Raw genomic sequence first — 22,349 nt, forward strand, 5'->3', positions numbered from 1 at the left:
CTTAGAAGGGATTCCAGGTCGGCTGCGAGGTGAATTTCAAATAGCCGAGACTGACCCCCAGCCGCGCGCCGACGCCGGTGCGCACCGGGATGAGGTAGGTCGAATCGGCGGCCATCACCGTCATCGACAGCCCGCCCACGAGATAAGCCGATCCGTCGACCCCCGTGAAGCGTTGCATGAGCGCGGAGGTGGACGGCAGATCGTAGACGAGCATCATGACCCGGCTGCCGGCCCCGCCGAGATCCCATCCCATGGACGGACCCTGCCAATAAATGGTCTGGTTGCCCATCGTGCGGGTGCTGAGCGTTCCCTCGCCATAACGAAGCCCGCCGAAGATGGCGCCGGACGCCTCCTCGCCGAGAATATAGGCGTTGGGCTCGCCGAAGCGGGAGAGCAGATTCTCGATCATCTGGGCGAGACCGCCGGAGGTCTGCCCGAAAAAGGTATGACCGGCCTCAAGCAGCTCCTCCTGATTGTAGGTGGAGGAGAGCTGCGTCTCGGAGCCGCCGGGGGCTGATTCGTAGCCGCCCGCGGCGCCGCTCGGCGGGCCTTGGGGGGAGGGGTAGGCCGGGTTCGCTGCGAACGAGACCGGCGCGGCGAGCGGCACCAATGCGAGTGCCGCCGCGGCGGGTAGAGCGAGTGCGCCCGCCGTGGTGACGGCGGTGCGAAGAGCGTGTCGCAGATAACGCAACATGGGACACCTCACGGAACTGACTTCAAATTCGGGGGGGCGCGTGCGACGGTCGGGCATGACGCGCTTTGACGGACGAACGATGCCCAGCGATCTCGACCTTGCGAGTCTCCTCGCATCCCGCCTGTGCCACGACGTGGTGGGACCAGTGGGAGCCATCCAGAACGGTCTGGAATTGATGGCCGAGGATGAATCCATGGCCGAGATGGCGCTGGAGCTCATCAAGAAGAGCGCCGCCCAGGCGACGGCCAAGCTGCAATTTGCCCGCATGGCCTACGGGGCGGCAGGTGGAGCCGAAGTGATCGACCCCGGTGAGGCCGGTCGCTTGACCGCCGGCGTGTTCGCCGGAGAGCGAGCGGCGCTGGACTGGCAGTGGGGCGGCCCGGCCGTCCCACGCGTGCCGATCAAGCTCGCGATGTTGATCGCGACCTATGCGCTGGGCTGTGTGCCGCGCGGCGGAACGGTCACGGTCCGTTATGAGGACGAGACGCTGACCGTCGAGGCCACCGGCGCGCAATTGCGGGTGCCCCCCTTCCTGGAGGTGCTGACCGACGGCGGCGAGATCACCGATCCGCGCGCCATCCAGCCGCTGTGCGTCGAGAGACTCGCCGCGAGCGTCGGCTGGCGGATCGCCGTCGACAGCGAAGACGGCGCCATGACCTTCCGCACCGAGCCCCGCTAGGGCGGACGGCCGCGAGCGGCCGCATGGTCGCTCGGCGTCGGCCTGTTCAGGGGACGCGATCGTCCGGATCGGCGCGAGGCTGCGCCGCGTCCGGGCAAAACGACGTGCGCCGGAGCGAGAGGCCCCGGACGCGCATGTCATCTCGATGGAAAGACGGGAATCCATTCCGGCGCCGGGACGAACGCCCCGACGGGCCGATGCGCCGGAGCGCACCGTCTCAGGCGAGTTCCCGCCGCGCCTCGGTGTCCGGTTCACGCAACACATAGCCTCGACCCCAGACGGTCTCGATATAGTTGCGCCCTCCGGTGGCGGCGGACAGCTTCTTGCGCAATTTGCAGATGAAGACGTCGATGATCTTCAACTCCGGCTCGTCCATGCCGCCATAGAGATGGTTGAGGAACATCTCCTTGGTGAGCGTCGTGCCCTTCCGCAGCGAGAGGAGTTCCAGCATCTGGTACTCCTTGCCCGTGAGGTGGACACGCTGCCCGTCGACATCGACGGTCTTGGTGTCGAGGTTCACCGCGAGCTCGCCCGTGCGGATGATCGATTCCGCGTGCCCCTTGGAGCGGCGGACGATCGCGTTGATCCGGGCGACCAGCTCATCCTTGTGGAACGGCTTGGTCAGATAGTCGTCGGCGCCGAAGCCGAGACCCCTGACTTTGTCCTCGATATTGCCGAGACCCGACAGGATCAGGATCGGCGTTTCGATCTTCGACACGCGCAGCGCCCGAAGCACCTCGTAACCGGACATGTCCGGCAGGTTAATATCGAGGAGGATGATGTCGTAGTCGTACAGCTTGCCGAGGTCGATGCCTTCCTCGCCAAGGTTCGTCGTATAGACGTTGAACCGTTCCGAGTGCAGCATGAGCACGATACTTTGTGCGGTGGCGCTGTCGTCCTCGATCAATAGAACGCGCATGCGTTTCCTCTCATGCGATCCGCAAAGCGGCGGATTCTGTCTCGTCTGACGGTCATTTGACCCAACGGTGTCTGCGAATCAGCAAAGCTATTGTTACCAAATCGGCAGACGGCTCGGAGACGGCTCACGCGGTTGTCCTCACGTTTCGCCCGTCGCCCTCATGAGCTGGTAACCAACATGAGCGGAGGCGGTAAACGATTGTTTAAGAACGCCCGTATGTGATTCGCTGGTGAGCGAAAGAGGTGGGTAAGAGGTTGCCCGTTTTTGGTTAACGACGGAATGTCAGTTGCCGAGACCGGTCGAACCAAATTGCAACGCCTCGCCGTTAGAGTGGCCTCACAAGCGATGAGAGGCATGCGTTATGAAGCCGCGCGAGAGCACGATCCAAGCCAAGGAATTCCAAGCGAGCGCCCTGCGACGCCAGTTGGCGCAATTCGATCGGATGATCGCGGATCTCGAGGTGATCCGGGTCGAACTCGGTAAGCAGATCGAGGGCGAAGAGCGCCGCAGCGGCGTGAACGACCCGGCGAATTACGCCTATTCCACAGTCGCGCGGGCCGCCCGCGAGCGCCGTCGGAATTTGAGCGCGACAATCGCCGATATGAGCGAGCGCCGCGCCCGAGTGGTGGAATCGCTCAACGAAATCGACGGCTTCTTCGACGCGTTGACGAATGCCGGCGATCTGATGGTGGAGACCGACCAGGGCGCACGCCATCTGCGCCACGCCCACGCTTGATCCGATCTGGCGGCTCCGCCTTCGGGCGGGGCGCCGCTGTCGAAGCCCGCTTTTGGTGGGACAGTTCAACAAAAAACGCCGCAATTTGCGGCGTTTTTTGTTCAGTCGAACAGGCTCGACACCGATTTTTCGAGTGCCGTTCGGGCGATCGCCTCGCCGATGAGTGGCGCAATTGACACAACACGCAATGTATTTGCGGCGACCATCGCCTCGGTGGGCTCGATCGAGTCCGAAATGACCAGCTCGTCGAGCTTCGAGGCCTCGATTCGCGCGACCGCGCCGCCCGACAAAACCCCGTGGGTGATATAGGCCGACACGCGATTGGCGTTCGCCGCGAGCAGCGCCTCGGCCGCGTTGCAGAGCGTCCCGCCGGAATCGACGATGTCGTCGAACAGCAGGCAGTCCCGCCCGGACACGTCGCCGATGATGTTCATCACTTCCGATTCGCCCGGCCGCTCGCGCCGCTTGTCGACGATCGCGAGCGGGGCGTCGATCCGCTTGGCGAGGTCGCGGGCGCGGACCACGCCGCCGACGTCCGGCGACACGACCATCAGATTTTCGAGCGAGTAGCGCTCTTTAATATCCCGCGTCATCACCGGGGCGACGTAGAGATTGTCCGTCGGGATGTCGAAGAAGCCCTGGATCTGGCCGGCATGGAGGTCGAGCGTGAGGACGCGGTCGGCCCCGGCGCGGGTGATGAGGTTCGCGACGAGCTTGGCCGAGATCGGCGTGCGCCCGCCCATCTTCCGGTCCTGCCGGGCGTAGCCGAAATAGGGGATCACCGCCGTGATGCGCCGCGCCGAGGCGCGCACCAGCGCGTCGATGATGATGAGAAGCTCCATCAGATTGTCGTTCGCCGGATAGCTGGTCGACTGGATGACGAAGACGTCCGCGCCACGGACATTCTCTTTGATTTCGACGAAGACCTCCTGGTCGGCGAAGCGGCGCACGACGCACTGGGTGAGGGGGAGGTCGAGATAGGAGGAAATCGCCTCCGCCAGCGCGCGGTTGGAGTTTCCGGCAACGAGCTTCATGGCTTACGTCCTGGGAACGGCATTTGAGGGAGCGCCTGAGGCGTTAACGCCCTGTCCTTAGCGTGAAGACGATGCCCGATGCCACAGCCTTGTGACGCCTTTGGGCCGGATTACGCGACTTTTGTGTCACGGACGGACGCACACGACACCGATCAGGCGTCGGCGTGCAGCCAGGCGTTGATCAACGCGGTGAGCCGCACCGCGATCAGGTCGAGATCACCCGACTCGATGCTCGACCACGGATCGCCTTGCGAATCATTGGAGCGTTGCCGGCCGGAAATGCGGTGGAGCCTGCGGCCCGTCACGTCCTTGATATCGAAGACATAGATGACGAGCGAGTTGGTGTCGTTCGACACCGCGGTCAGCGTCCCCTGGACATGGAAGCGTGCCGGTCCGCCCGGCCGCTTGACGACCTGGATGCCCTCGCGCTCCGCATGGAGCCAGATCCGGCGCAACAGATCGTCGCCGACATTGCCGGGAATGCCGGGGAAAGGCTCGAACGCGAAGGTCGCCGTCGCCGGATCGGTCAACGGGCGCTGCGGCGCCGACATGTTCTTCTCGAAGCCGGCCGCGATGCCGGTGAGCTGCGGCGCGTCGCAACCCGCGAGGACGAGGGGCAGGAGAAGGAGGAGGCCGGCGCGTTTGATCATCGCGTGAGGAAGGACGGCGCGATGGTGGACAGCATTTCGGGCGCGCCCTCGGTGGTCAGATAGGTGCGGCCGAGCGACATCGCCGTGTGGGTCTCCGAATCGAGCAGCACCATGTGCGCGAAAAGCACCATGTTCGGCACGATTTCGGCCGGGTTGGCTTGGTAGAACATCGGCCATTCCATCCAGGACGGCTGAAACGACGCGCCGAGCGAATAGCCGCACGCGTTCAGCTTCCAGGTGTTCATACCACGCTCCTGCGCCACGCGGGCGTAGGCGGCGAACACATCGCCGAAGGTGTTGCCCGGGCGCATCGCTTCTTCGACCACGGCGAGCTGTTCGCCGACGGCCTCGTACATCTCCTGATGGCGCGGGCGCGGGGTGCCGATCACCACGGTTTCCATCATCGCGGCATGATAGCGGCGATAGGCGCCGGCGAACTCCAGCGTGAGCTGGTCGTCCACGCTCAGCGTGCGCCGTCCGGTGTGCGAGCGCACCAGCACCGCGTCCTTGTCGGAGCCGATGACGAACTCGTTTGCCGGATAGTCGCCCCCGCCGGCGAGGACGGCGCTCTGCATCGCGGCGAGGATCTCGCCCTCGTCCGCGCCGGCGCCGACGCGCTCCATCCCGGCGTGCCAGGCGGCGTCGCCGAGCCGTGCGGCCTCGCGCACATAGACGAGCTCGGCCGGGCTCTTCACGCTGCGCAGGCGCGGGACGAGCTGCGAGGCGTCCTCCGCGGCGGCGAAGCTCGTGAGCTGGTCGTCGAGGGCGCGGCCGTTCGCGGCCGTCAGACCCGGCGTGTCGTACTCGATGCCGATGCGGCAGCCGAGAAGGTCCATCTCGAACAGATGCTCTTTCAGCGCCTTGGTCGGATTGGCGTCGGCCCGGTCGGCCCAGACGATGATCTCATCGATGATGGAGGTGGCGCGCGCCTGGCGAAGGTCGGCCGAGCGGGTGATCAGCGCCATCCGCCGCTTGTTCGACACCACGAGGCACTGGAAGAAGACGAAGCCGAACGAATCGTAGCCCGTCAGCCAGTACATGCTCTCCTGGGAGAAGAGGAGCATCGCGTCGAGCTTGCGCTCGGCCATCGCCTCCTGCAGGCGGTCCATGCGCGCTTCATATTCGTCACGCTCGAAATGAATGGCCATGGCTCAACCCTCCAGAACGATCGCTGAAATCAACCGGCCATAGTCCGGCTCGCCGCGGTGCGTCGCCCGGCGATAAGAGAAGAAACGCGCCTCGTCGGCATAGGTGTCGAGGGCGAGGTCCACGACCGTGCCGATCCCGGCGGCGTGGGCCCGCCGGTCGATATAGGCCGGCAGATCGAAAAGATGATGGTCGGGCCGGGTCGAGGGGCGGAAGAGGTCGGCCGTGTCGGGCCGCGCGGCGACCACGCCGTCGATGAACTCGGGCCCGACTTCATAGGAGGCCTGGGCGATGGTCGGCCCGATGACCGCGATCGTGTCGCTCGCCCGCGCGCCGAGCGCGATCATCGCCTCGAGCGTCGCCTCGAGGATGCCGGACGTCGCGCCGCGCCACCCGGAATGGGCCGCACCGATCACCCCGGCCTGTGGATCGGCGAAGAGGATCGGCGCGCAATCGGCCGTCAGAACGCCGAGCGCGAGACCGGGCCGCGCCGTCACCATCGCATCGAGCTTCGGCCGCTCGGCCGGAATGTCGGTCACGGTGAGGACGTCGCGCGAATGGACCTGATGCATCGTGACGAGGCGATCGACCGCAACGCCCATCGCGCTCGCGATACGCTTGCGATTCTCGTCCACCTTATCCGGGGCATCGGCGGAGCCGCGGCCGGCATTCAGCGAATGATAGATGCCATCCGACACGCCGCCTTGCCGGGTGAAGAAGGCGTGACGCAGACCCTGACGGGTGAGTGCGTCCGCCGCGATGGCATTTGGCGATTGGTCGAGGATAGGCGACCCCGTCGAATAACGAACCCGGCTTCGCGATTATCAGCCGCAATCGCGTCCGACAATATCAAATCCCGGTAGCGTAGTCGGGTTTGCGGTGATCGCGAGCGCTTTAAAGAGCTCGCCCATCTCGTTCGGCCCGTCTCCGGCAAGGCGCGAGACCTCGCCATGAAGGCGGGCCTGCACCTCGCGCGAAGCCCCGGCGCCCAGGCTGCCGGCCCGTTCCAGAAGGCCGAGGCCGAGGAGAAAGTCGCCCTGGCCGATCGGCCCATGGACGGACGCGCCGGCCGCCTTCGCCGCTTGCGCCAGCGCGCGAAAATCGACATGGGCGGACAGATCGGCCTCGCCGGGGCGATCCAGAACGTCGCATGGGCGATGATCGCGGACGGCCTGGAGCGTCTCGCCGAAACCGTCGGTCGCATAGCCGTAATCGATCACGAGGGCGGTCCCGGCCCGGTGCCGGGCGATCGTGGAGGCGATCTCGCCGATCGCGGCGCTCGCCGCCGGGCGGATTTCGCGCACGCCGCCGTCCGGCGCCTCTGCGGCCATCGCCGCCGGGAAGGGGCTGAGGCCGAATGTCAGGCGGTCGCCGTCACGCCCGACGGTGCGCTCGAACCAGCGGCCACCTTGGTGGACGAACTGACGGATCGGCAGCGCGTCGAAAAACTCGTTGGCGACGAGATAGATCGGCCGGTCGGACGGGATCGCCTCGCGCCACTCGATGCGGGGGTGGAGCGGGGCGAGCGCCGCCTCCTGCCGCTCCCGCAATCGCGGCGAGGCCTCGACGAGGACCACCCGGCTCGCGGCGAGGAAGCCCGAATCGCGCGCGGCGACACGCAGGATGTCACCCATCAAGGTGCCGCGACCCGGCCCGAGCTCGACGAGATCGACCGCATCCGGCCGGCCGTCGGCGTGCCAGCGGTCGAGCAGGAAGGCGCCGATCAGCTCGCCGAACATCTGCGAGATTTCCGGCGCGGTGATGAAGTCGCCGGCGACGCCGAACGGCTCGTTCGTCGCATAATAGCCGTCCGGGTCGGTGAGGCAGGCGGCCATGAACTCGGCGATCGTGATCGGCCCGGTGATCGCGATCCGCCGCAAAAGGCGTTCCTCAACCGGCGTCACGCCTTCGTCTCGCCCTCAAGGGCCGGTGGCACGGCGGGCCGCATCAGTGCGATCGCCACGATGACCGCGCCGATCAGCACCATCGGCAGCGAAAGGATCATGCCCATCGTGACGTGGCCCCAGAGAAAACCGATTTGCGCATCCGGCATACGGAAAAACTCGCCGATGATCCGCACGATTCCGTAGCCCCCGCCGAACAGCCCCAGTGCGAGGCCGGGCCGACGCAGCGCCCCCATACGAATCGCGATCGCAATCACGATATAAAGGACCAACCCTTCGAGAAGCGCCTGATAAAGCTGGCTCGGATGGCGCGGTTCGGGGCCGGCGCCCGGAAACACCATCGCCCAAGGCGCGTCGGACGGGCGCCCCCACAACTCGCCGTTGATAAAATTTGCGATTCGTCCGAAAAATAAACCAACTGGTACGACGCCGGAGAGAACATCGAGGACAGCGACCGGCGAAATGTGTCGCACCCGGGAAAAAAGGAGCACCGCGACGACGACGCCGGTGAGCCCGCCATGGAAGGACATACCGCCCTGCCATAGCATCAAAGCTTCACCGGGATGTGCGAGATAGTACGCGGGGTTGTAGACGAGAACGAAGCCGAGTCGCCCGCCGATCACGACGCCAACCGTGACCCAGGTCACCAAATCGTCGATGTCGCGGACCGTGGGATGGGGGCGGGCGCCCCACAGACTCGGTCGGGAAACGATGCGCCGGGCGAGCATCCAGCCAATCAGGATGCCGGCAATATAGGCAAGCGCGTACCACCGGATGGCGACGGGACCGAGTGAGATCGCCACCGGATCGAAGGTCGGGAAGGTCAGGACGAGGGACATCGGGCGACTCGCTCGAAGGAAGAGGATCCTCTATCGCTTGCGGGCGAAGAGAGGGGAACCGGCAGCCTCACTTGTGTGGCTCGCCTGGCGGAACCATAGTGATTGCTATGCATGGCTTGTGTTGTCGCCGTGCTAGACGGAGAGGGTTATGACCCAAACGAACAATCGCCTCATCGATGAAATCGCACGCCTCGCGACGGACGCTGCCGCCGTCGCGCAAGGCGCCCGCCGTGAAGTGGAGACCGTCGTCCGCTCTCAAATCGAAAACCTCTTGTCCGAGGCGAATGTCGTCCATAGGGACGAATTCGAGGCCGTGAAAGCGATTGCGACGCGCGCGGCCGACGAGGCGGAGCGCCTCAGGGCGCGGGTCGAGGCGCTGGAGGCCGAGCGCGCGAAGGAAAACGTGTGAAGCCGGCCGTGGACCGCGCGCCGCCGCACCTTTTCTCCCTGCACCTTATTTGATCTCCTATCGGCGGCGCCGCCGGATTCGTTCCAGTCTGGCGTAACAGCGTCGTCGCAAGCGCGGGGTGCCTCTCCGGGGGCACGCACCTGCGGGCCTGAAAGGATCAGCGATGAGCTTGATCGACTACGACGAATTCACTGTCTCCGCCAATCCCATCGACCGTATCGAAGAGGTGGCCAACGGCAACGATTGGACGTACGAGCGCGCCGGCGACGATGAAATCACCATTTCCGTATCCGGCCGCTGGAGCGCCTATCATGTCGCGTTTACGCACATGGAGGAGTTCGATTCGCTTCATATCGCCGTCGCCTTCGACCTCAAGGTGACCGAGCCGCGTTATACAGAGGTCGTCCGTCTTCTCGCACTCGTGAACGAGCGGATGTGGATGGGGCATTTCGACCTGTGGAGCAAGGAGGGCGTCGTCATCTTCCGGCACACCCAGCTTCTCGCGGGGGACGACGTGCCGGCGACGGCTCACGTCCAGGCATTGCTCTCCCACGCGGTCGAGACCTGTGACAGTCACTATCAGGCGTTCCAGTTCGTCGTCTGGGCCGGAAAGTCGGCGGCCGACGCGCTGGAGAGTGCGCTGTTTGAAACCGCCGGAGAGGCTTGAACCACATGACACCTGATCGGCCGCTCGTCCTCGTGGGCGCCGGCAAGATGGGCGGCGCCATGCTCGAGGGATGGCTGGCGTCCGGGATCGACCCCCGCACGATTGTCGTGATCGAGCCCAACCCGTCCGACACGCAGCCGCTGCAGACGCCGGGCTTGCGCGTTGTCTCCGAACCGCCGGCGCTCGTCGCCGATACGCTGGTCCTCGCGATCAAGCCGCAGATGTTCGGCGACGTGCTGCCGAGCCTTTCCCGCTTGCGGGACGGCGAGACGCTCGTCGTCTCGATCGCCGCGGGGATCACGATCGCAACGCTCGGCACGCTTGGGCCCGGTCCCATCGTGCGCTCGATCCCCAACACGCCCTCATCGGTCGGCAAAGGGATGACGGCGGCGGTCGGCTCGGGGCTCTCGGAAGCCCAGCTCGGGCTCGCCGACAAGCTCCTGCGCGGCTTCGGCGCCGTCGAATGGGTCGAGGACGAGGCGCTGATCGACGCCGCAACGGCGGTCTCCGGCTCCGGCCCGGCCTATGTTTTCCTGATGGTCGAGGCCCTTACCGAAGCGGGGATCGCCGAGGGCCTGCCGGCCGACGTCGCGGCATCGCTCGCCCGCAACACGATCATCGGCGCCGGCGCGCTGCTCGATCGCAGCTCGCTCGATCCGGCGACCCTGCGGCGCAACGTGACCTCCCCCGGCGGGACGACCGCCGCCGCGCTCGACGTGCTGATGGAGGAGGGCGCGCTCGAAGCCTTGATGAAACGCGCGGTCCACGCCGCCCGCGTCCGCTCCGACGAGCTCGGCAGCTAGCAAAGCGCCGACGCGGCACCGGCCCGCCGGGCGCCTCGCGCTGGCGGCTGGCGGCTGGCGGCGTGCGGGTCGTGACGTCGCGCTCCACTCCGGCGGCGTCCGCTCCGCGGCACTGGATTTGGGCGGCTCTCGTCGCCATTTGGATCGATGTCGGCCGCGAAACGCGCGCCGGCGGGAACCGGGGCCGCCGCCCCGTGAAGGAGGACGCCGTTTTGGCCGAAGCCGCCGATCGCATCATCGATGCCACCATGCGCCTCCTCGCCGAGCATCCGTTCGATGAGGTGACGGTGGGGCGGATCGCCGATGCCTCGGGCGTCGGCCTTGCCGAGATGGCCGAGCATTTCGGCACCCGCGGCGAGATTCTCGACGGTTTTGCCCGCCGCATCGACCGCGCGGTGCTGGCCGGCGATTTCTCCGATATGGCGGACGAGCCGCCGCGCGAGCGCCTGTTCGACGTTTTGATGAGCCGTCTCGACGCGCTGCGCCCCTATCGGGCCGCGATGAAGTCGCTGATGCGCTCGGCGCTGCGCGATCCCTCGCTCGCGATGGGGCTCAACGCGATGGAGGTCCGCTCCCAGTCGTGGATGCTCGCCGCCGCCGGCATCCAGGCGACCGGGTGGCGCGGCCGCGTGGTTCTCCAGGGCCTCGCGGTGGCGTTCGCGCGCGTCCTGCGCACCTTCGTCGAGGAGGACGATGCCGGGCTGCCGCGGACGATGGCGGTGCTCGACAAGGAGCTGCGTGAGGCCGAGCGCCGGCATCGCCGGTTCGCCCGTGTGTTCGGCAGCGCCGTCGCCCAATCGCCCGCGGCTGAGGCGGAGGCCGCCCCTGACATCGCCTCGGCGTCCGCCGATCGATGGCCCGAGGACGCCGCCGCGGCGGATAGCGCGGCAGACGGGCCGGCCGATGAGGCCGATCGGATGTCGCCAGGCGGCGCGGATCATGCTACCGGCGAGGACACACCCTCCGACGATCAAGCGAACCGAAATCCCACTCCGTGACCGATACCATCAGTTTTGACGATTTCCTGGCGGTCGACATCCGTGTCGGCACCGTCGTCTCCGCCGAGCCTTTCCCGGAAGCGCGCAAACCGGCGATCAAGTTGCGCATCGATTTCGGCCCCGAAATCGGCGAGAAGCGCTCCTCGGCCCAGGTCACCGTGCATTATACGCCGGAAGCGCTCGTCGGCCGGAAGGTGATGGCCGTCGTGAATTTCCCGCCGCGCCAGATCGGCCCGTTCATGTCCGAGGTGCTGACGCTCGGCTTCGCCGACGATGACGGCGCCATCGTCCTCGCCGTGCCCGACAAGGACGTGCCGAACGGCTCCCGCCTGATGTGAGCCTCTGCCGCGCGGATTGCGCGGTCGTCCGTGTTGCGCCACCCTCGCGCTCTCGATGGGCGAAGGTGCTGTGCGATGGACGGATTTTCGGGCGGCTGCACGTGCCGCGCGGTGCGCTATGTGATGACGTCGCGGCCGCTCTTCGTGCACGCGTGTCACTGTCGGTGGTGCCAGCGCGAAAGTGGCACCGCCTTCGCCCTCAATGCGATGATCGAGGCCGACCGCGTGCGGCTCCTCTCCGGCGCGCCGCATGTCGTCGACACGCCGAGCGCCAGCGGGGAGAGGGCAGCGCATCACCCGCTGTCCGCACTGTCAGGTGGCGCTGTGGAGCAATTATGCCGGCGCCGGCGCGTTGATCCGCTTCGTGCGGGTCGGTTCGCTCGACGAGCCGGACCATTTCGGGCCGGACATCCACATTTTCACCCAATCGAAGCAGCCTTGGCTGACGCTGCCGCCCGGCGTCCCGGTCGTTCCGGAATATTATGACCGCAAGGTCTATTGGCCGGCGGAGAGCCTCGCGCGGCGTGACGCGGCCCTGGCCGCCGCGCGCGGTTGAGGCCGGTCAGAGCGGCAGGCGAATGGTGGCCCTGAGGCCGCCGAGCGGGCTCGTGGACAAGGTGACTTCGCCGCCCTGACGGCGCGCGATGTCCCGCGCGATCGTGAGGCCGAGACCGGTGCCGCCATGATCGCGATTGCGGGCGCTGTCGAGGCGGTAGAATGGCTGGAACACCGCATGGCGTTCCTCATCGGGAATACCGGGCCCGTCATCGTCGACATGGATGAGGAGCCGGCCGTCGCCGCCCGTCGCCTCGACGCCCACGGTTTCCGCGTGGGTCGTGGCGTTGGCGACGAGATTGGTCACGAGCCGGCGCGTCGCGTTCGGGCGTAGGTTCGCGGTGAGGCCGGGCTCCACCCGCACGCTCACCATCGGATAGCCGCGCACCGCCTCGGTCACGAGATCGCGCACCACCACATTGTCGGCGTGCTCGTCGGTGTCGGTTCGCGCGAAGGTGAGATAATCCTCGAGCATCGCCTGCATCTCGTCGACATCGGCGACCAAGGCGGCGGTGTCCTCGGTTTCGGGGAGGAGCGCGACCTCGAGGCGGAAGCGCGTCAGCATCGTGCGAAGGTCGTGGCTGACACCGGCGAGCATCGCGGTGCGCTGCTCGATCTGCCGCTCGATGCGCCGCCGCATCTCGAGGAACGCCCAGGCCGCTTGCCGCACCTCGATCGCCCCGTGCGGGCGGAAGTGGCCGACCGGACGGCCGCGCCCGAAGCGCTCGGCGGCGGCGGCGAGCTCTTGGATCGGCCGCACCTGGCCTTTCAGGAAGAGGAGCGCCACGGCGATCAGCACCAGCGACGTGCCGACCATCCAGACGAGCGTGATATGCGCGTTCGAGGCGTAGGTGTGGCTGCGCCGGGTGATGATCTGAAGAATGCCGACTTTAGTCTTGATGCGGATCTCGACGAAGCGGGTGCTCTCCACCGTGTCGATCCAGAAGGGCCGCCCGACGGCGATCGAGATCTGACGGCTCAAGGTCCGGTCGAGGAGCGAGAAGAACAACTTGCGATGCGGCGCGGGCAGCCGGTCCCCGTCGAGAAGGCTGATATCGCTGAAGAGATTGTTGGACGCCGCGGCGAGGATCTGGGGCCGAGCGTCGGCCGGCAGCGTCTCCAACAGGTCGACGATCGTCGCGATCTCGGATGCCGTCGCGACCGAAAGGCGCGTCGTCATGTTCTCCCAATGGCGGTCGAGGAAGACGAACGCGACGACCGATTGCAGCACGATCATCGGCACGACGATGATGAGGATCGAACGCGCGAAGAGACGGCGTGGCAGCCGCCGGCGCAGCCATCGCTCCATCGGCGGCGGCAATCCGATCCAGCGCAGAATGCGCCGCCACAGTGGGCGGCGCGGGCGCTGTTCGTCGAGGGCGACCGTCACGGCCCCTCAGGTCTCGCCGGGATCGGCAAGAAGGCGGTAGCCGAGGCCGCGCATGGTTTGCAGATATTTCGGCTCGGCCGGATCGTCCTCCAGCTTGCGGCGAAGGCGGTTGATCTGAACGTCGATCGCACGGTCGCCGAGATCCTCGTCGGCGACGAGCTCATGCCGGGGGATCGTCGCGCCGGGACGGCTCGCGAAGAGCCGCATCAGGCGCCGCTCGCGATCGGTGAGGCGGACGAGATCGCCGTCGGCCGACAATTCCTCGCGGCGGACATCGAACACGAAGCGCCCGAAGCGGACGAAACGATGCGTCTCCGGCCGCCGCCGCATCAGATTGGAGAGGCGGAGCGCGAGCTCGCGCGGCTCGAACGGCTTGCCGAGATAGTCGTCCGCGCCGAGTTCGAGCCCGTGAATGCGCTGGTCCGGCTCGGTGCGGGCGGTCAGCATCAAAATCGGCATCGTCGCATTGCCGTCGGCCCGCAACGTCTCGAGGAGAGAGAAGCCGTCTTCGCCGGGCATCATCACGTCGAGGACGAGGGCGTCGAACACGAAGCCTTCGAGCTTGCGCCGCGCCTGGTTCGCATTCTCGGCCGAGCTGATGCGGTAGCCCTCTTTGCGCAGGAAGCGCTCGAGGAGGGAGCGGATCCGCTGATCATCGTCGACGATCAGGACATGCGGCGCGTCGTCGTCGTCACGCGGCTCGCTCGCGTCGATCCGTTGGGCGAGGGCCATCAGGAACGGCCCGCCTGGATGCGCGTCAGCACGGCATTGCGCTCCTTGTCGTCGACGAGGCCGGCGAGGAAGGCGGCGACGATCGCGCGCGATCCTTCCGGGAGCGGGGCGAGCGCCGTCTCGATCCGCTTGGTTTGGAGCCGGGCGAGTTCCACGGCGAGTTCGTGCCCCGTCGTGGTCACGCTGAGGCGCTTCTCGCGCCGGTCGTGCTCGCCGGGTCGCACTTCGATCAGTCCATCATCCACCAAGGTTCGCAACACGCGCGCCACTCCTTGCTTGGTGACCTTTAGGATCGCCAACAATTCGCCCACGGTCAGGCCCGGATTGCGATCCACAAAATGCAGAACGCGGTGATGGGCCCGCCCGTATCCGGTCTTGACCAGCGCCTCGTCGGCGATGCCGACAAAGTCCCGATAGCCGAAGAAAATGCGCTCGATGAGGTCGAACGCAAGCTCCTCATCCGGGGCTGAGGAATTTTTTACGTCAACCATATTGACGTATCACGAAAGGAGGCATACGTCTTGACCCTGCAAGTCGCTTATTTGTGTCGCGATATGCTCTTCTAACGTAACAATATTTCGTTTCGGCGCATAATCATTCGAAGAAGCCGCAACGGAGTGAACCCCCGGCGAATTGTCTCGGGGGAGGAGGATGAGATGGCTGTCCCGTTCGATCAGCATGAGGGTGAGATCTGGTACGACGGCGCTTTCGTGCCTTGGAAGGATGCGAAGGCTCATGTCCTCACGCACGCGCTGCATTATGCAAGCGCGGTGTTCGAGGGCGAGCGTGCCTATGGCGGTGAGATCTTCGAATGCGAGGCGCATACCAATCGCTTGTTTGCGTCAGCGGAAACGCTGGGTTTCGAGATCCCCTATAGCAAAGAGGTTATCAACGAGGCCAAGCGCGAAACGGTTAAGCGCATGGGCCTGACCGACGCCTATGTCCGCCCGATCGCGTGGCGTGGCAGCGAGATGATGGGCGTCTCGGCGCAGCACAACACCATTCATGTGGCGATCGCCTCCTGGGCCTGGCCGAGCTATTTCGATCCGTCGGCGCGGGAGAAGGGCATCCGCCTCACGATGGCCGACTGGCGCCGTCCCGATCCGAAGACCGCGCCCTGCCATGCGAAGGCCGCCGGCCTTTACATGATCTGCACGCTGTCGAAGCACGCCGCCGAATCGAAGGGCTATGCCGACGCGCTGATGCTCGATTATCGCGGTCAGGTGGCCGAGGCGACCGGCGCCAACGTCTTCTTCCAGAAGGACGGCAAGCTGCACACGCCGACGCCCGATTGTTTCCTCGACGGGATCACCCGCCGCACCGTGATCGGCATCGCCCGCTCGCGCGGTATCGAGGTCGTCGAGCGCGCGATCATGCCGGACGAGCTCGCGACGTTCGAGGAGTGCTTCCTGACCGGTACTGCCGCTGAGGTGACGCCGGTCGGTGAGATCGGCCCGTACAACTTCACCGTCGGCCCGATCACCCGTGCGCTGATCGACGAATATGCCGTGGCGGTCCGCCCGGCCGGCGCGAGCCTGCGCCACGTCGCCTGAGTGTTGAGCGAGCGGGCCGCAATGCCCGCCGGATGAACGAAAGGCGCTGCCGCGGGCAGCGCCTTTTTTCGTGGATAACCCCGCCGAGCCCGAAGAGCGGCCGTACGCCGCCGCGATGGCGCCCGGAGGGGATCCATGGACGTGGCGGCGTTGTGTGGGGGAGGCGGGTTTACCGCGGCCGCGATGGCGGCGAATCAGATCCGAACCGGCGGCTTGCCGGAATCGATCCGCGCGATGCCTTCTTTGGCCGGAGGAAAGCCGGGGCTGAGCTGCATGGCCCGGTTATAGGCCGCACGCGCCTTGTTGGAATCGCCCTGCGTCTCCAGCGCGAGACCCCGATTGGCCCAGGCGTCCGCATAGTCGCGATCGAGGGCGAGGGCCTGGTTGAAGTCGTCCAGCGCGGACTGCACGTCGCCGGTCGCGAGATAGCTCACGCCGCGCCCATTATAGGGCTCGGGCGCTTTCGGATCGAGGCCGATGGCGACACCGAAATCCTCGACCGCGAAAGAGTGCAGATTCTGAACTTGGTAGATCAGCGCGCGGTTGTGATAGGCGCGCGCATCGCCTGAATTGACGCGAATCGCGGCGTTGAAGTCCTCCAACGCGCGTTCGTTCTGGCCCTTCAGGCGGTAGATATTGCCGCGTCCGACGAGGGCGGACTCGTAATTCGGGTTGACCCGGATCGCCTGCGAATAATCGGTCAGCGCCGCGTCGAGATTGTCCATCCGGCGATGGACGAGCGCCCGATTGCCATAGGCTTGGTAGAAATTGGGATCGATCTCGATCGCCCGGTCGAAGTCGGCGAGAGCGTCGCGCAGTTTGTTCGCGCGACCGTAGGCGGTGCCGCGCATATTGAACGCGCTGGCATCCGACGGATTGGCTTCCACAACTTCGGTCAGTGACGCGATGTTGGTGGAGGAGCCCGCTTTCGGGTCGATCAACCGGCTCGGCGTGTTGACGGCCTGATCAACCACACACCCGCTGACGAGCGTCGCCAAGAGAACGACGCCGGGAATCACCGCACGGGAGAGGTTCACAGGCATAATCACCAACACGACTTACAACTGGCGACGATGCAAGATCGGCGCGAATCAGCTGCGCTTCTTGCCCGGAAGCAGACCTTCGCGCTGAGCGCGCTTGCGCGCAAGCTTACGAGCGCGGCGAACGGCCTCGGCCTTCTCGCGCGCCTTGCGCTCGGAGGGCTTTTCGTAGTGGTTACGCATCTTCATTTCGCGGAAGATGCCTTCACGCTGCATCTTCTTCTTCAGCGCCTTGAGCGCCTGGTCGACATTGTTGTCTCGAACGAGAACCTGCACTTGGCTCACTTCCTTCTGTTGCACGGCGCATTGCGGCTGCACCGTCGTGCCGGGTTCGTGACGGCGAACCATCACGAGCCAATACGCGTATAGGCTGGTCGGCGACCAAAAGCCCACCAGCCTTCCGGATAAAACACGAGTGTTGCTCGCTATCAGGCCTTGCGTGGAGAGTCCACTGGACGGCCCACGAAATTTACGTGCCCCATCTTACGACCGGGCCGCGCCTCTCGCTTTCCGTATAAATGAAGGCGCGCGGCCGGATTGTCCAGATGCCGCGGCCAATCGAGGACATCGTCGCCGATCAGATTGTCCATCCTGATGTCGACGAGTCGCGTGGTCGCGCCGAGCGGCCAGCCCGCCACGGCGCGGATGTGGTTCTCGAACTGGCTGGTGATCGCCCCGTCCTCGGTCCAATGGCCGGTATTGTGGACGCGCGGGGCCATCTCGTTGGCGATCAGCGGGCGATCGGGGTCGCCTGTGACGAACCATTCGATGGTTAGAACGCCGACATATGAGAGCCGCGCCGCGACATCGGCGACCATCGCCTTCGCGCGGTCGGCGAGCGCCGGATCGATCGGGCCGGGAAGCGACGAATGGCGCAGGATCCCCGCCGAATGGACGTTGGCCGGCGCATCATAGGCGGCGACCGTCCCATCCGCCGCGCGGGCGAGCACCGTCGACGTCTCGGCCGAGAAGGGGATCAATTCTTCGAGAATCGCGGGGACGCTGCCGATCGCCCGGAAGGCGTCGGCCGGATCCTCTCCACCGTCGAGGCGGAGCTGGCCCTTGCCGTCGTAGCCCATGCGGCGGGTCTTCAGGATGCCGGTGGCCCCCATCGCGGCGAGCGCGGCCGCGAGATCGTCGGGCCCGTCGATCGCGGCATGGCGGGCCACGGGAAGGCCGCATTCGGCGAGGAACGACTTTTCGGTGAGCCTGTCCTGTGCGGCGGCGAGTGCGTCGGGACCGGGGCGGACCTTGGCGCCGAGCGCGCGCACCGGCTCCACCGGGACGTTCTCGAACTCGTAGGTGACGACGTCGACCGTTTCCGCGAAGGCGGTGAGGGCGGCGATATCGTCATAGGGGGCGACGGTGTGACGGCCGGCGACGGTGAAGGCGGGCGAATCGGCGTCGGGCGCGTAGATATGGACCTCGAGCCCGAGCCGGGCCGCGGCGAGTGCCATCATCCGGCCGAGCTGGCCGCCGCCCAGAATGCCGACGGTGTCGCCTGGGGACAGTCTCATGCCTCGTCCACCGGCGCGTCGGCGACGGCGTCGGTGCGGGCGGCGCGCCAGGCGGCGAGGCGGCTGGCGAGCGCTTCGTCGGAGAGAGCGAGGACCGATGCGGCGAGGAGGCCGGCATTCGTCGCCCCCGCGCGGCCGATCGCGAGCGTTCCGACCGGCACGCCGGCGGGCATCTGAACGATCGAAAGAAGGCTGTCCCACCCCGAAAGCGTCCGGCTTTCGACCGGAACACCGAAGACCGGCAAGGTCGTCAGCGAGGCGACCATGCCCGGAAGGTGCGCCGCGCCCCCAGCGCCGGCGATGATCACCTTGACGCCGCGCTCGGCGGCGGTCGACGCGAAGTCGTAGAGCCGCTGCGGCGTGCGGTGGGCGGACACGATCGCCCTGTCGTGAGTGATGTCGAGCGTTTCGAGCACCTCGACGGCGTGGCGCATGGTCTGCCAGTCGGACTGGCTGCCCATGATCACCGCGACCGGAGCGGCGGGCGAGGGGAGGGTGAAGGTCACGCGATGATGTCCGGTAGGATGGTGTCGGCCAGATGGCGGATCTCGTCCTTGAGCTGAAGCTTGCGCTTCTTCAGACGCTTGATCTGCAACATATCGGTCGACCCGGAGGATTCGAGGGCGGCGACGGCGGCATCGAGGTCGCGATGCTCTTGCCGCAACGTGTTCAGCCGCTCGAGCAGGATTTCGTTTTCGTTGTCCATCAAAATGCACCGCGGTTCGATGCGGAATACATCGAACCGCGGAACGCTGTCGAGGGCCGGCGGATCGTGATCCTCAGCCGGCTGGTGCGCCGACGACGGCGACGGTCGGCACGCCCTCGCCGAAAATGCGGGTCGCCGCGCGTTTCACGTCGTCGAGCGTCACCGCTTCGATGAGCGCGTTGCGCTTGTCGATATAGTCCATTCCGAGCTCTTCGAGCTGGATGAAGAGGAGCTGGCGGGCAATCGCGCTCGAGGAGTCGAATCGCAGCGCATAGGAGCCGGTGAGGTAGGCCTTCGCGTCGGCGAGTTCTTCTTCGGTCGGCCCCTCGTTCGCCATCCGCTCGAACTGGGCGCGGATGACGTCGAGCGCTTCGTCGGCCTGGTCGTTGCGCGTTGCCGTCCCGCCGCCGAAGATCGCGGCGTGCTCGAACGGGGCGAGGTAGGAATAGACCGAGTAGGCGAGACCGCGCTTCTCCCGAACCTCCGAAAAGAGCCAGGAGGAGAAGGAGCCGCCGCCAAGAATGTGATTCATCACGAAGGCGGGGATGAAATCGTCATCCTCGCGCGCAAGGCCCGGACCGCCGAAGCGGATCGCGGTCTGCGGCGTGTCGATGGTCTCCGACACGGTGAGGCCGGTTTCCGGCTCCACGGGCGGCACGTCGGTCAGCTCGGCCGTGTCGGGCAGGTCGCCGAAGGCACGGTCGAGGAGGGGGATCAGCGTTTCGGCGTCGATGTCGCCGACGACGGCGATCATCAGATTGTCCTTCGCGAGACCGCGCGTCGCCGCGACGAGATCATCACGGGTGAGAGTGGCGACCGTCTCCGGGATGCCGTTGCTTGGCGTGCCGTATGGATGGTCGGGGAAGGCGGTCCGGGCCCAGAGCTGGGCGACCACGGTGTCGGGATCCTTCTCCTCGCGGCGCAGGCCGGCGATGATCTGACCCTTCATCCGGTCGACGGCCTCTTGGTCGAAACGCGGCTGGGTGAGGGCGAGATGGAGAAGATCGAAGCCGCGCTCGACGCTCGAAGAAATGGTGCTGAGATCGCCATAGAGGTGATCGCGGCTCGAATCGAAGGAAAGCTGCACGGCCCCTTCCAGGAGCGCGTTCTGGAAGGCGACCGAATCGAGGTCGCCGGCGCCTTCGTCGAGCGTCGCGGCGAGGAGGTTCGCCCGGCCCGCCTTCTCCGCCGGATCCTGCGAGGAACCGGCATTCTTGAAGGCGATATCGACCGCGACCACCGGAACGGTGTCGTCGGAGACGAGCCAGGCGCTCACCCCCTTGGGGGTGGTGACTTCTTGAATATCGATGGCGGAGGCGCTCCCAATGGATGCCGCGAAAAATGCGACGGCGACGATGGCACGGTTCAGTGCGTAATACATGATCTGTTCCCTGCCCTGACGCTACTCGGTGGGGTTCGCGGCGGCGGCCGCATCGGGCGCCGTATCGGCGACGAGGAGACGCCCCGTGACGGCGCCGCCGCCGACGAGGAATTTCCGCGCCGCGTTCTGCACGTCCTCGGCCGTCACCGCGGCGATGCGGGTGGGCCATTCCTGCACGTCCTCGACCGAGGATCCGGTGGTGAGGGCGGATCCGAAGATCCGGGCGAGTGAGGACTGGCTGTCCTGCGCGAAGATCACCGAGGCGAGGAGGCTCGTGCGGGCGCGGGCCATCTCCTCGTCACCGACGCCGTTTTCGGCGATGTCGGCGATGAGGGCGCGGGCCTTCGTCTCGATCGTGTCGAGGGGGACGCCGTCCTGCGGCACCGCGTAGACGATGAAGCGCGTGTCGTCGATCGCGCTCGATTGATACCAGGCGCCGGCATTGGTCGCGAGCGGCTCCTCGCGGACGAGGGAGGTGTAGAGGCGGCTCGTGTTGTTGCCGCCGAGGATCTCCGACAGGATGTCGAGGGCTTCGGCCTCACCGGGCTCTGCGGTCGCGTAGCTCGGCACGAGCCAAGCGGTCTGCGTGGAGGGCTGGCTGACGCGCGGATCCCGCAGCTCGACGAGCCGGTCGCTTCGCAGATGCTGCGCCTTCGGACGGTCGCGATCGAAGGTGCCGAGATCGTCGGCGATCTGGCCGTACGTGTCCTGCGCGAGAGAACGGATCTCGTCCTCCGTCACGTCGCCGGCGATGACGAGAACGGCGTTTCCGGGCCGGTAGAAGGAGCGATAGAAGTTGAGCGCGTCCTCAAAGGTGAGGTTCGCAAGCTCGTCCGGCCAGCCGATGACCGGGTCGCCATAGGGGTGATTGACGTAGAGTGTCGCATCGAGCGCTTCGCCGAGTTCGGCGGAGGGGCGCGTCTCGATCCGCGCGCGGCGCTCTTCCTGGACGACGTTGAGCTCGGGCGCGCTCACCTCCGGCGTGAGCTGGAGATTCTTCATCCGGTCGGCCTCGAAGCCCATCATCTCGGCGAGGTTCTCCTTCGAGACCTGCTGGAAATAGGCCGTATAGTCGTTCGAGGTGAAGGCGTTCTCCTTGCCGCCCACGCGGGCCACCGTCGTGGAGAATTCGCTGCCGGGATGCGTCTCGGTGCCCTTGAACATCAGGTGTTCGAGATAGTGGGCGATGCCGGATTTGCCGGCCGGCTCGTCCGCCGAACCGACCTTGTACCAGATCATGTGTGTCACGATCGGTGCCCGCCGGTCCGGGATGACGACCACCTGGAGGCCGTTATCGAGCGTGAAGGACGACGCGTTCGGCGCGAGTGTGAGTTCGCCGAGATCAACGGGTTCGGCGGCGGCGGGTAGCGTCATCAGCACGGCTAATCCTAACGCGGCGAGAGAGGTTCGGAGCGGCTTCATTCGCAGTGACCCTGTCATTCCTAGAGCAGCCCGCCATCATTTGGAAATAATGACGGCGAAAAACCACCCTGAATCAATATGCTAGACCGTCGCCGCGCGAAATGACGGACGGCGAAGGCCGAGCGCGTTCCACCCGGCCGGGCGAAAGCGGCGGTCGTTTCGATCCCGGACGGGCCGGCGGCCTGGAGCGCGCCGCTGCCTTGCCCGGATGGTGGCCGAGGGGGCATGTGCCGGGTG

Annotated in this window: 27 protein-coding genes and 1 pseudogene; 10 read left to right on the plus strand and 18 right to left on the minus strand. The window is 66.2% G+C overall.

Annotated elements, in window-relative coordinates; genetic code table 11:
- Position 1: 1 nt before the first annotated feature.
- Positions 2–694, minus strand: coding sequence for a DUF1134 domain-containing protein (locus tag L1787_RS00350; protein WP_235706484.1), 693 nt, complete (start codon positions 692–694; stop codon positions 2–4).
- A gap of 79 nt (positions 695–773) precedes the next feature.
- Here L1787_RS00350 and L1787_RS00355 point away from each other — a divergent pair, with 79 nt between their 5' ends.
- Positions 774–1,373, plus strand: a complete 600-nt coding sequence (locus L1787_RS00355) for a histidine phosphotransferase family protein (protein ID WP_235706485.1) — start codon at positions 774–776, stop codon at positions 1,371–1,373.
- Positions 1,374–1,590: 217 nt separating this feature from the next.
- Here L1787_RS00355 and ctrA read toward each other — a convergent pair whose 3' ends face one another.
- Entirely contained in the window at positions 1,591–2,292 is a 702-nt protein-coding gene (ctrA, locus tag L1787_RS00360) for a response regulator transcription factor CtrA (protein ID WP_235706486.1), read from the minus strand.
- A 361-nt stretch (positions 2,293–2,653) separates the two neighbouring features.
- On the opposite strand from ctrA, the gene L1787_RS00365 reads away from it, so the two are divergent.
- Positions 2,654–3,028: a hypothetical protein gene (locus tag L1787_RS00365; protein WP_235706487.1), complete on the plus strand. Its 375-nt coding sequence runs from the start codon at positions 2,654–2,656 to the stop codon at positions 3,026–3,028.
- 101 nt (positions 3,029–3,129) lie between these two features.
- Here the strand turns inward: L1787_RS00365 and L1787_RS00370 are convergent, their stop codons facing one another.
- From L1787_RS00370 to lgt, 6 genes are all read right to left on the minus strand, one after another.
- Positions 3,130–4,062 carry a ribose-phosphate pyrophosphokinase gene (locus L1787_RS00370; RefSeq protein WP_235706488.1) on the minus strand — a complete coding sequence of 311 codons (933 nt, stop codon included), beginning with the start codon at positions 4,060–4,062 and terminating at the stop codon, positions 3,130–3,132.
- A 152-nt stretch (positions 4,063–4,214) separates the two neighbouring features.
- On the minus strand, positions 4,215–4,712 hold the full coding sequence (locus tag L1787_RS00375; RefSeq protein WP_235706489.1) for a hypothetical protein: 498 nt from the start codon (positions 4,710–4,712) through the stop codon (positions 4,215–4,217).
- Entirely contained in the window at positions 4,709–5,860 is a 1,152-nt protein-coding gene (locus L1787_RS00380; protein ID WP_235706490.1) for a M24 family metallopeptidase, read from the minus strand. The genes L1787_RS00375 and L1787_RS00380 overlap by 4 nt, the downstream gene beginning before the upstream one ends.
- A 3-nt stretch (positions 5,861–5,863) precedes the next feature.
- Entirely contained in the window at positions 5,864–6,619 is a 756-nt protein-coding gene (gene pgeF / locus L1787_RS00385; RefSeq protein WP_439648252.1) for a peptidoglycan editing factor PgeF, read from the minus strand.
- Between the two features lie 63 nt (positions 6,620–6,682).
- The gene (locus L1787_RS00390; RefSeq protein ID WP_235706491.1) at positions 6,683–7,762 is read right to left on the minus strand and encodes a class I SAM-dependent methyltransferase; all 1,080 of its coding nucleotides are present in this window, start codon (positions 7,760–7,762) and stop codon (positions 6,683–6,685) included.
- A complete protein-coding gene (gene lgt, locus L1787_RS00395) occupies positions 7,759–8,601 on the minus strand; it encodes a prolipoprotein diacylglyceryl transferase (RefSeq protein WP_235706492.1) in 843 nt (280 codons plus the stop codon). Before lgt ends, L1787_RS00390 begins: the two co-directional genes overlap by 4 nt.
- A 148-nt stretch (positions 8,602–8,749) precedes the next feature.
- Between lgt and L1787_RS00400 the strand changes: the two genes are divergently transcribed.
- The 7 genes and pseudogenes from L1787_RS00400 to L1787_RS00425 all read left to right on the plus strand — a co-directional run bounded on the left by L1787_RS00400 (position 8,750) and on the right by L1787_RS00425 (position 12,372).
- Positions 8,750–9,010: an accessory factor UbiK family protein gene (locus L1787_RS00400; protein WP_235706493.1), complete on the plus strand. Its 261-nt coding sequence runs from the start codon at positions 8,750–8,752 to the stop codon at positions 9,008–9,010.
- 163 nt (positions 9,011–9,173) lie between these two features.
- Positions 9,174–9,677 carry a type III secretion system chaperone family protein gene (locus L1787_RS00405; protein ID WP_235706494.1) on the plus strand — a complete coding sequence of 168 codons (504 nt, stop codon included), beginning with the start codon at positions 9,174–9,176 and terminating at the stop codon, positions 9,675–9,677.
- Between the two features lie 5 nt (positions 9,678–9,682).
- The gene (gene proC, locus L1787_RS00410; RefSeq protein WP_235706495.1) at positions 9,683–10,480 is read left to right on the plus strand and encodes a pyrroline-5-carboxylate reductase; all 798 of its coding nucleotides are present in this window, start codon (positions 9,683–9,685) and stop codon (positions 10,478–10,480) included.
- A 212-nt stretch (positions 10,481–10,692) separates the two neighbouring features.
- Positions 10,693–11,478, plus strand: a complete 786-nt coding sequence (locus L1787_RS00415; protein ID WP_235706496.1) for a TetR/AcrR family transcriptional regulator — start codon at positions 10,693–10,695, stop codon at positions 11,476–11,478.
- Positions 11,475–11,816 (plus strand): tRNA-binding protein, encoded by a 342-nt coding sequence (locus tag L1787_RS00420; protein WP_235706497.1) that lies wholly within the window; start codon positions 11,475–11,477, stop codon positions 11,814–11,816. Before L1787_RS00415 ends, L1787_RS00420 begins: the two co-directional genes overlap by 4 nt.
- 123 nt (positions 11,817–11,939) lie before the next feature.
- Positions 11,940–12,023 (plus strand): annotated as a pseudogene (locus L1787_RS25900) (GFA family protein); the annotation flags it as partial.
- Between the two features lie 109 nt (positions 12,024–12,132).
- On the plus strand, positions 12,133–12,372 hold the full coding sequence (locus tag L1787_RS00425) for a GFA family protein (RefSeq protein WP_369415040.1): 240 nt from the start codon (positions 12,133–12,135) through the stop codon (positions 12,370–12,372).
- Between the two features lie 6 nt (positions 12,373–12,378).
- On the opposite strand, the gene L1787_RS00430 is transcribed toward L1787_RS00425, so the two are convergent.
- From L1787_RS00430 to L1787_RS00440, 3 genes are all read right to left on the minus strand, one after another.
- The gene (locus L1787_RS00430; protein ID WP_255720158.1) at positions 12,379–13,680 is read right to left on the minus strand and encodes an ATP-binding protein; all 1,302 of its coding nucleotides are present in this window, start codon (positions 13,678–13,680) and stop codon (positions 12,379–12,381) included.
- Positions 13,681–13,767: 87 nt separating this feature from the next.
- On the minus strand, positions 13,768–14,493 hold the full coding sequence (locus L1787_RS00435; protein WP_235706499.1) for a response regulator: 726 nt from the start codon (positions 14,491–14,493) through the stop codon (positions 13,768–13,770).
- The gene (locus L1787_RS00440) at positions 14,493–14,984 is read right to left on the minus strand and encodes a MarR family winged helix-turn-helix transcriptional regulator (RefSeq protein ID WP_235706500.1); all 492 of its coding nucleotides are present in this window, start codon (positions 14,982–14,984) and stop codon (positions 14,493–14,495) included. Before L1787_RS00440 ends, L1787_RS00435 begins: the two co-directional genes overlap by 1 nt.
- A 165-nt stretch (positions 14,985–15,149) precedes the next feature.
- On the opposite strand from L1787_RS00440, the gene L1787_RS00445 reads away from it, so the two are divergent.
- Positions 15,150–16,046 (plus strand): branched-chain amino acid aminotransferase, encoded by an 897-nt coding sequence (locus L1787_RS00445; protein WP_235706501.1) that lies wholly within the window; start codon positions 15,150–15,152, stop codon positions 16,044–16,046.
- A gap of 194 nt (positions 16,047–16,240) precedes the next feature.
- On the opposite strand, the gene L1787_RS00450 is transcribed toward L1787_RS00445, so the two are convergent.
- The 7 genes from L1787_RS00450 to L1787_RS00480 form a co-directional block, all read right to left on the minus strand.
- Positions 16,241–17,083: a tetratricopeptide repeat protein gene (locus L1787_RS00450; protein WP_235706502.1), complete on the minus strand. Its 843-nt coding sequence runs from the start codon at positions 17,081–17,083 to the stop codon at positions 16,241–16,243.
- A 54-nt stretch (positions 17,084–17,137) separates the two neighbouring features.
- Positions 17,138–17,362, minus strand: a complete 225-nt coding sequence (gene rpsU / locus L1787_RS00455) for a 30S ribosomal protein S21 (RefSeq protein WP_075219855.1) — start codon at positions 17,360–17,362, stop codon at positions 17,138–17,140.
- A gap of 152 nt (positions 17,363–17,514) precedes the next feature.
- The gene (locus L1787_RS00460; protein ID WP_235706503.1) at positions 17,515–18,603 is read right to left on the minus strand and encodes a 5-(carboxyamino)imidazole ribonucleotide synthase; all 1,089 of its coding nucleotides are present in this window, start codon (positions 18,601–18,603) and stop codon (positions 17,515–17,517) included.
- Positions 18,600–19,064: a 5-(carboxyamino)imidazole ribonucleotide mutase gene (gene purE, locus L1787_RS00465; RefSeq protein WP_235706680.1), complete on the minus strand. Its 465-nt coding sequence runs from the start codon at positions 19,062–19,064 to the stop codon at positions 18,600–18,602. Before purE ends, L1787_RS00460 begins: the two co-directional genes overlap by 4 nt.
- Before the next feature lie 41 nt (positions 19,065–19,105).
- Entirely contained in the window at positions 19,106–19,309 is a 204-nt protein-coding gene (locus L1787_RS00470) for a YdcH family protein (protein WP_235706504.1), read from the minus strand.
- A 73-nt stretch (positions 19,310–19,382) separates the two neighbouring features.
- Positions 19,383–20,690, minus strand: a complete 1,308-nt coding sequence (locus tag L1787_RS00475; protein ID WP_235706505.1) for a M16 family metallopeptidase — start codon at positions 20,688–20,690, stop codon at positions 19,383–19,385.
- Between the two features lie 21 nt (positions 20,691–20,711).
- Complete coding sequence (locus L1787_RS00480) at positions 20,712–22,064, minus strand: M16 family metallopeptidase (RefSeq protein ID WP_235706506.1); 1,353 nt, start codon at positions 22,062–22,064, stop codon at positions 20,712–20,714.
- Positions 22,065–22,349: the final 285 nt, after the last annotated feature.

The sequence above is a fragment of the Acuticoccus kalidii genome (assembly GCF_021556395.1).
Lineage (GTDB): Bacteria > Pseudomonadota > Alphaproteobacteria > Rhizobiales > Amorphaceae > Acuticoccus > Acuticoccus kalidii.